This window comes from Nocardioides sp., assembly GCF_024509035.1.
GTDB lineage: Bacteria > Actinomycetota > Actinomycetes > Propionibacteriales > Nocardioidaceae > Nocardioides.
The window spans coordinates 11,385-19,117 of record NZ_JANINT010000408.1; the positions used below are offsets into that span (position 1 = coordinate 11,385).

Annotated in this window: 8 protein-coding genes and 2 tRNA genes; 3 read left to right on the forward strand and 7 right to left on the reverse strand. The window is 72.1% G+C overall.

The features are described from left to right. The coding region (locus Q0L15_RS22535; RefSeq protein WP_296607098.1) for an IclR family transcriptional regulator C-terminal domain-containing protein at positions 1-217 on the forward strand (217 nt) is incomplete at its 5' end. A gap of 97 nt (positions 218-314) precedes the next feature. Here the strand turns inward: Q0L15_RS22535 and Q0L15_RS22540 are convergent. Beyond that, positions 315-794 carry a methylated-DNA--[protein]-cysteine S-methyltransferase gene (locus Q0L15_RS22540; protein WP_296607099.1) on the reverse strand — a complete coding sequence of 160 codons (480 nt, stop codon included), beginning with the start codon at positions 792-794 and terminating at the stop codon, positions 315-317. Between the two features lies 1 nt (position 795). Next, complete coding sequence (locus tag Q0L15_RS22545) at positions 796-2,283, reverse strand: DNA-3-methyladenine glycosylase 2 family protein (protein WP_296607100.1); 1,488 nt, start codon at positions 2,281-2,283, stop codon at positions 796-798. A gap of 142 nt (positions 2,284-2,425) precedes the next feature. Here Q0L15_RS22545 and Q0L15_RS22550 point away from each other — a divergent pair, with 142 nt between their 5' ends. Both Q0L15_RS22550 and Q0L15_RS22555 read left to right on the forward strand, forming a co-directional pair. Next, on the forward strand, positions 2,426-3,538 hold the full coding sequence (locus Q0L15_RS22550; RefSeq protein WP_296607101.1) for an LCP family protein: 1,113 nt from the start codon (positions 2,426-2,428) through the stop codon (positions 3,536-3,538). A gap of 38 nt (positions 3,539-3,576) precedes the next feature. After that, complete coding sequence (locus tag Q0L15_RS22555; protein WP_296607102.1) at positions 3,577-4,377, forward strand: siderophore-interacting protein; 801 nt, start codon at positions 3,577-3,579, stop codon at positions 4,375-4,377. 27 nt (positions 4,378-4,404) lie between these two features. Here Q0L15_RS22555 and Q0L15_RS22560 read toward each other — a convergent pair whose 3' ends face one another. From Q0L15_RS22560 to gltX, 5 genes are all read right to left on the reverse strand, one after another. Beyond that, positions 4,405-5,040: a hypothetical protein gene (locus Q0L15_RS22560; protein WP_296607103.1), complete on the reverse strand. Its 636-nt coding sequence runs from the start codon at positions 5,038-5,040 to the stop codon at positions 4,405-4,407. Between the two features lie 118 nt (positions 5,041-5,158). Then, positions 5,159-5,234, reverse strand: a tRNA-Glu gene (locus tag Q0L15_RS22565). A 101-nt stretch (positions 5,235-5,335) separates the two neighbouring features. After that, positions 5,336-5,407: transfer RNA gene (locus Q0L15_RS22570), tRNA-Gln, on the reverse strand. 55 nt (positions 5,408-5,462) lie between these two features. Further along, on the reverse strand, positions 5,463-6,440 hold the full coding sequence (locus Q0L15_RS22575; RefSeq protein WP_296607106.1) for a CPBP family intramembrane glutamic endopeptidase: 978 nt from the start codon (positions 6,438-6,440) through the stop codon (positions 5,463-5,465). A gap of 1 nt (position 6,441) precedes the next feature. After that, on the reverse strand, positions 6,442-7,733 hold a 1,292-nt coding region (gene gltX / locus Q0L15_RS22580), incomplete at its 5' end, for a glutamate--tRNA ligase (protein WP_296607104.1).

The window sequence follows — 7,733 nt, forward strand, 5'->3', positions numbered from 1 at the left end:
CCGCCGCGGCTGGGCGCAGTCGGTCGGCGAGCGCGAGCAGGGCGTGGCCTCGGTCTCCGCCCCTGTCCGCTCCCCCGGCGGCAAGGTGATCGCCGCCGTCTCGGTGTCCGGTCCTCTCGAGCGGCTCTCGCGTCAGCCGGGTCGCATGCACGCCCCGGCGGTCCTCGCCGCCGCCGAGCGGCTCAGCGAGTCGCTGCGACGCGCTGCCGCCGAATAGGTTGACCCGCCCGAAACTTTCGGGCGGCTCGAGCTCGCGACGTTGACCCGCCCGAAAGTTTCGGGCGGGTCAACGTCATTTGAGAGTCGACGCCATGTCAGAAGAGTGCATCCTGCTCGAGCTCGAGGAGCAGCTGCTTGCGCGGCAGGCCGCCGGCGTAGCCGGTGAGGGTGCCGTTGGCGCCGATGATGCGGTGGCACGGGATCACGATCGGGATCGGGTTGCGGCCGTTGGCCAGGCCGACGGCGCGCGAGGCGGCGTTGGTCATGCCGAGCCGGTGCGCGATCTCGCCGTACGACGCCGTCTCGCCCCAGCCCACCCCGAGGAGCGCCTGCCAGACCCGCTGCTGGAAGGCGCTGCCGACCGGCGCCAGCGGCAGGTCGAACTCCTTGAGGTCGCGGTCGAAGTAGGCGCGCAGCTGCCGGGTCGTCTCGACGAGCAGGGGGTGGTCGTCGTCGCGGTCGCCGCGCGGGCGCCCGTCGCTGTCGCGGAAGGGCGAGAACTCGATCGCGGTGATCGCGCCGTTGTGCTCGACCAGCCGGAGCTCACCGACGGGCGAGTCGATCACGGTCCACATCTCAGTCCTCCTTCACCAGGGTCTGCCAGAGGTACAGCTGCGCGTAGGAGCGCCAGGGCGACCAGCCCTGGGCCAGCTCCGCCGCGGCCGCCGGGTCCTGCCCGAGGCCGAGGAGGGCGTCGCGGATGCCGACATCGGTCGGCAGGAAGACGTCGGGGTGGCCGAGCGCGCGCAGCGCGATGTAGTCGGCCGTCCACGGCCCGATGCCGGGGATCGCGAGCAGGGCGCGGCGTACGTCGTCGCGGTCGGGGCCCCGGTCGAGCGCGAGGCTCCCCTCGGCCAGCGCCTCGCACAGCGCGACCAGCGCCCGGCCCCGGGAGCGCGGCATCGGCAGGTCCTCGGGCGAGAGCCCCGCGATCGTCTCGGCGTCGGGGAACAGCCGCGTGAGCGTGCCGTCGGGGTGGGTGATCGGCCGGCCGTGCTGCTCGACGAGCCGGGTGGCGACCGTGCGCGCCCCCGCGACGCTGACCTGCTGGCCGAGCACGGCGCGCACCGCGATCTCGTGCCCGTCCACGTGGCCGGGCACGCGCAGACCGGGCCATGCCCGGGCCAGCGGTCCGATCACCGGGTCGCCGGCGAACGCGTCGGCGACCGCCAGGGGGTCGCAGTCGGCGTCGAGCATCCGGCGCACCCGCTCGGTGGCGGCGGCGGTGTCGCGCAGGTCGTCGAGCGCGAACGTCGCGACCGCGAACGCGGTCTGTCCCGGCTCGTCGACGTCGGGCAGCTGGAGCCGGACGGTGCCCGAGCCGTGCGGCAGCGCCAGCGTGCGGGCGTACCAGCCCTCGCCGGCGGCCTCGGCGCCCGGCACGGCCCGGGTCGCGAGGAAGGCCAGCAGCGCCGAGCCGAGGTACGGCGTGCGCACGGCCAGCCGCATCGTCACCGTGCCGGTCGTGGCGGCGCGCCCCCCGCGCCGACCGCGCAGGTCGGTCGGCGAGGCGGCGTAGACCTCCCGGATCGTGTCGTTGAACTGCCGCACGCTGGAGAACCCGGACGCGAACGCGACGTCGGCGTAGGTCAGCTCGGTCGTCTCGATCAGCACGCGCGCGGTCTGGGCGCGGCGGGCCCGGGCCAGAGCGAGCGGACCGGCACCCAGCTCGGAGGTGAGGATGCGCGTGAGGTGGCGCGAGGTGTAGCCGACCCGGCGGGCGAGCCCGTCGACCCCCTCACGGTCGACGACCCCGTCGGCGATCAGGCGCATCGCTCGGCCGGCCGCGGTGGCCGCGACGTCCCAGTCGGGACTGCCCGGGGTCGCGTCGGGCAGGCAGCGCTTGCAGGCGCGGTAGCCGGCGGCCTGCGCGGACGCCGCACTCGGGTGGAACGTGACGTGGTGGAACGCCGGGGTCCGCGCCGGGCACGAGGGTCGGCAGTAGATGCCGGTGGTGCTGACCGCGGTGTAGAAGACGCCGTCGAAGCGCCGGTCGCGCGACTTCACCGCGCGGTAGCACGACTCGCGGTCGAGTCGCGTCGGATGCCTCTCGGACGTCGTCATGCGACCATCCTGACTGCCGCCGTCGACATCATCTGGCGGGAATCGGACACGACCGCGAGCCTAGTCGCCATCCGAGGGATTCCACGACGGCACGTACGCTGAAGTCCCACGGATCTCGGCCGTCCCCTGGAAGGATCCCGACGTGCCCGACGAGCCCGACGCGCCCCCCTCGCCCGAGGCGCCGCGCGTGCCGCGACGCCACCGCCGCGCGATCCTGCGCGTGATCATCGTGGCCGAGCTCGTCATCGCCATGGTCACGGCCGCGACCGTCGTGTTCGCCTACCACCAGATCGACAGCGGCATCACCGCCGGTGAGTCCATCGACCACCAGGTCAAGCGCCCCAAGCCGGTCCTCGACACCTCCGAGCTCAACATCCTCGTGATGGGCAGCGACACGCGTGACTGCGAGGGCTGCAAGATCGACACCGAGTCCGGCGAGGGCGGCTCGGACACCACGATCCTCATCCACGTCGCGGACGGGCGGCAGTCGGCGTACGGCATCTCGATCCCCCGCGACACCCTCGTGGACCGTCCCGACTGCGCCAACGGCTCCGAGACCGTCCCGGGGGCCACCGACGTGCAGTGGAACGAGGCGTTCGCGCTCGGCGGCCCCGAGTGCACGGTCGCGCAGCTCGAGGCCACGACCGGCATCTACGTCGACTCCTACGTCACGCTGAACTTCGCCGGGTTCAAGGGCATGGTCGACGCCGTCCACGGCGTCGAGGTCTGCATCCCCGAGCCGATCGACGACGAGAAGGCGCACATCCACTTCGACGCCGGAACCCAGACCCTCGACGGTGACCGGGCGCTGCAGTACGTGCGGCAGCGGCACTCCACGGCCAACTCCGACCTGGGCCGGATGAAGCGCCAGCAGGCGTTCATCGCCTCGATGATCGCCAAGGTGAAGTCGGCGGGCACGCTCGCCCGCCCCGACCGCCTCTACAACTTCGCGCGTGCCCTCACCGGCTCGATCGAGACCAGCCCCGACCTCGCCAGCGCCGGCAAGCTCGTCAAGCTCGCCATGTCCCTCAACGGCGCGGACCTGCAGCACATCAAGTTCGTCACCGCCCCGACGACCGACTTCCCCGTCGGGGATCCCCACTGGGGCCGTCTCCAGCTCACGCCGGAGGCCGACCAGCTCTGGAAGCGCGTGATCGACGACGACCCGCTCGGCTCGTTCGGCAAGGGCGCGGTCAGCGGCAGCAACCCCAGCGGCTCCAAGGAGGAGGCGGCGGCCAACGGGTTGTGCGCGTGAGTTAGGTTCGCCTAACAAACGCGAGCGAGGAGCAGGCGATGCACGGACACGTGGTGCGCACCGAGCGGCTGACGCCCGGGCTGGTCCGGGTCGTCCTCGGTGGTCCCGGGCTCGACGGCCTGGTGATGCCCGACGGCACCGACGCCTACGTCAACGTCGCGATCCCGCCCGCGGGCGCGCCGTACGGCCCCGTCTTCGACCCCGCCGAGGTGCGCGAGACGCAGCCGGCGGAGCTCTGGCCGGCGCGGCGGCGCTACACCGTACGCCGGTGGGACGCCGCCGCCGGAGAGCTCACGCTCGACTTCGTGGTGCACGGCGCCTCCGGCGCGGCCGGGCCGTGGGCGGCCGCGGCGGCGCTCGGCGACGTGCTGGTCTTCACGGGCCCGTCGGGTGGCTACCGTCCCGACCCCGAGGCGGCCTGGCACCTGATGGTCGGCGACGAGTCGGCGCTCCCGGCGATCGCGGCCTCGCTGGAGGCCCTGCCCGCCGGCGCCCGGGCCGTCGTGCGCCTGGTCTGCGACGGACCCGAGCACGAGGTCGAGCTCGCCAGCCCCGCCGACCTCGACCTGGCCTGGCTGCACCGCGCCGGCGCCGACACCGACGGCTCGCTGCTGCTCGAGAGCCTGCGCAGCCTCGAGCTGCCCGCCGGACGGGTGCATGCGTTCGTCCACGGCGAGGCCGACGAGATCCGGTCCATCCGGCGCCACCTGCTCGCCGAGCGCGGCCTGGAGCGCGCCGACATGTCGTGCTCTCCGTACTGGCGCCGCACGATGACCGACGAGGCGTGGCGGCAGGTCAAGCGCGAGTACGTCGCCGCCATGGAGGCCGACGTCGCCTGAGCCCGTCCGAGCCGGGACGGGGCGGGGTCAGCCGGCGAGCGCGTCGAAGGCCTCGCCGGTCCAGGCGAGGGCGTCCTCCGGGGTCGCATCGCCGCCCGGGACGACCGTCACGGTCAGGTCGTCACCCGCCTGTTGGCAGCGCAGCACGACGACCTCCTCGGGGTCGAGCTCCTCACCCTGCGGCACGGGCCTCTGGTTCCTGACCACGCACTGGGCGCCGTCGCTCTCCTCGACCCACTCCATCGGATGGCCCAGCTGCTGGCGCTCGGCCGCAGCCTCGGAGTCGGTCGTCCAGAGACCGGGTGACGCGGCGGCGACGGCGAAGACCTGCACCATGCGCTCGAAGTCCTCGTCGACGTAGTAGCCGCCGGCTGCCGATGCGTCGTCGTACGCCGCCGAGAGGTTGTCGGCGGCCGCGTCGACCGCCCTCGTGGCGCCCGCGGCCGCCTCGGTGCACCGCTGCTGCGCATCGCCCTCGAGAGCCGCGCACGCACCCTCGTAGAGCTGGAGGTCACCGATCCCGTCCGGCAGCCGGAGCTCCCGGTCCGAGGACCCGCCGGTGGACGACGCCGCCCCGTCGGACGACTCCTCCGACCCGCAGCCCGTCAGCAGCACCACTCCGAGGACCAGCCCCACCGCGACCCGTGCCCGCGACCCACTCATCGACACTCCTCCCGAGACGACCAGAGCGCAGCCAGCGTAGTGGACCGGCGCAGCCCTCGAGCGCGAGCGGCCCGGACATGCGACAGAGCCCCAGTCGTGATGACTGAGGCTCTGTCGGTGGTACCCCGTACGGGATTCGAACCCGTGCTTCCGGCGTGAGAGGCCAGCGTCCTGGGCCGCTAGACGAACGGGGCAGGTGTGTTGAATTGTGCTTCGGTGCTCTGCGAGCAACCCGGGAAACCCTATCGGGAGCGGGCTGCTCGCACAAAATCGCCGCCCTCGAGCGGCGATCTCGCTGGGATACTAGGACTCGAACCTAGACTAACTGAACCAGAATCAGTCGTGCTGCCAATTACACCATATCCCATTGACTTGCTAGTCAATGGCCCTTCCGCCGAGGCGGTCGGGCACGATGGAGAACATTACACGCGGCCTCTCTGAGCGACCAATTCGCCCACCCCCACCGGGCCCTCGGTGCGCGTGCGCAGGCCGGTGCGGCGGGCCACGAGCACGACCAGGGCGAGGTAGACCAACGACTGGGTGAGCGTGACCGGGATCGACCACCAGCTGTCACCGGTGGGGTTCAACGTCGAGGCCATGTCGCCGTAGGCGAGGGCCAGGCCGAAGGCGAGCCAGTTGTTGAGCACGTGCATCGCGATGCCCGCCTCCAGGCCACCGGTGAGCACGACCAGCAGGCCCGCCACCAGGCCGAACGCGAACCGGTCGAAGAACACCGGCGCGCTCTGCGCCCCGTGGGCCAGGGCGAACAGCAGCGCAGGGAACAGCACGCCGGCCCAGGCGCGCCCGAAGATGCCGCCGAAGGCCTGGCTGAGGTAGCCGCGGAACGCGTACTCCTCCCCCGCCGCCTGCAGCGGCGTGAGGAACAACACGACCAGCAGGAAGTCGCGGGTGGTCGAGGTGAAGTCGTTGAGGTGCCCGCTGATCTCGGTGCCCTCACCTTGCGAGGGAACGACCGCGGAGACGATCAGCGTCGCGATCATCGCCACGACGGACAGCCCGAAGCAGGCGACGAACCATCCCCAGCGCAGCCGCGGCCGCACCGAGGCGACCCATCCCGGCCGCAGCCCGTGCAGCGTCCTCGTGATCAGCCACACCGCAGGGATCGCGAGCGCGAGCACCACGTTGAGGTAGGCCAGGCCGAGCGGGGTCGGGTCGTCGAGGTCGAGCAGCCGGTCGATCCCGTCGACGACGTCGCGCCCCGCGAGCGCGAGACCGATCGCGAACGGCACCTGCACGATCACCGGGATCACGACGAGGAAGGCCAGGCCGAGGCTGAGGACGCCCACGATGGGCCGCCACACCCCGGGCCGGCCGCCCCGGTGGATCCGGTGGTAGGGCAGCGGCCGGGCCCCCGGCAGAAGGTCCGGCCGCGCCTCCACCTCAGACAAGCGCGCTCCGCAGCCGGGCCAGCGAGCGCTCGCGTCCGAGCAGCTCCATCGACTCGAACAGCGGCGGCGAGACCCGGCGACCGGTCACCGCGACCCGCACCGGACCGAACGCGTTGCGCGGCTTGATGCCCATGCCCTCGACGAGCTCGGCCTGCAGCGCGGCCTGGATCGCCCCGGCGGACCACTCACCCAGCCGCTCGAGGGCGTCCAGGGAGCGGCGTACGACGGCCCGCCCGTCGTCGTTCAGCAGCTTCTCGACGTCGGCCTCGTCGCGGGTGAACGACTCCTCGTCGATGAACAGGAAGCCGAGCATGTCGACGGACTCGGTGAGCTTGTTGATCCGCTCGGCGACCAGCGGCATCGCCAGCTCGAGCAGCTGGGTGTCGGCGGGGCTGACCGGGTCGGTGAGCACGCCGGCGTCCTTGAGGAACGGCAGCGCCCGGTCGGTGATCTGGTCGATCGAGAGCAGCCGCATGTGCGCGGAGTTGATCGCCTCGGCCTTCTTGAGGTCGAAGCGCGCCGGGTTGGGGTTGACGTCCTTGATGTCGAAGGCCTCGACCATCTCCTCCATCGAGAAGACGTCGCGGTCGGCGGCGATCGCCCAGCCCAGCAGCGCGAGGTAGTTGAGCAGCCCCTCGGGCAGGAAGCCCTGGTCGCGGTAGAGGAACAGGTGCGACTCGGGGTCGCGCTTGGAGAGCTTCTTGTTGCCCTCCCCCATGACGAACGGCAGGTGGCCGAACTCGGGCATGACCTTCCCGATGCCGAGCTCGATGAGCGCGGCGTGCAGCGGGATCTGGCGCGGGGTGCTGGAGAGGAGGTCCTCGCCGCGCAGCACGTGCGTGATCTCCATCATCGCGTCGTCGACGGGGTTGACCAGGGTGTAGAGCGGGTCGCCGTTGGCGCGGCACAGCGCGAAGTCGGGCACGTACTGGGTCTCGAAGGTGATCTCGCCGCGGACCAGGTCGTTCCAGGTGATCGAGCCCTCGGGCATCCGGAACCGGACGACGGGCTGGCGCCCGAGCGTGCGGAACGCCGCGACCTGCTCCTCGGTGAGGTCGCGGCAGAAGCCGTCGTACCCCATCACCTTCGAGCCCGAGGCCTTGCGACGGGCGTCGACCTCCTCGGTGGTGCAGTAGCACTCGTAGGTGTACGACGACTCGGCGAGCCGGGCGAGCACGTCGCGGTAGATGTCGCCGCGCTCGGACTGGAGGTAGGGCCCGTGGGGTCCTCCGACCTCGGGGCCCTCGTCCCAGTCGAGACCGAGCCAGCGCATCGCGCCGATCA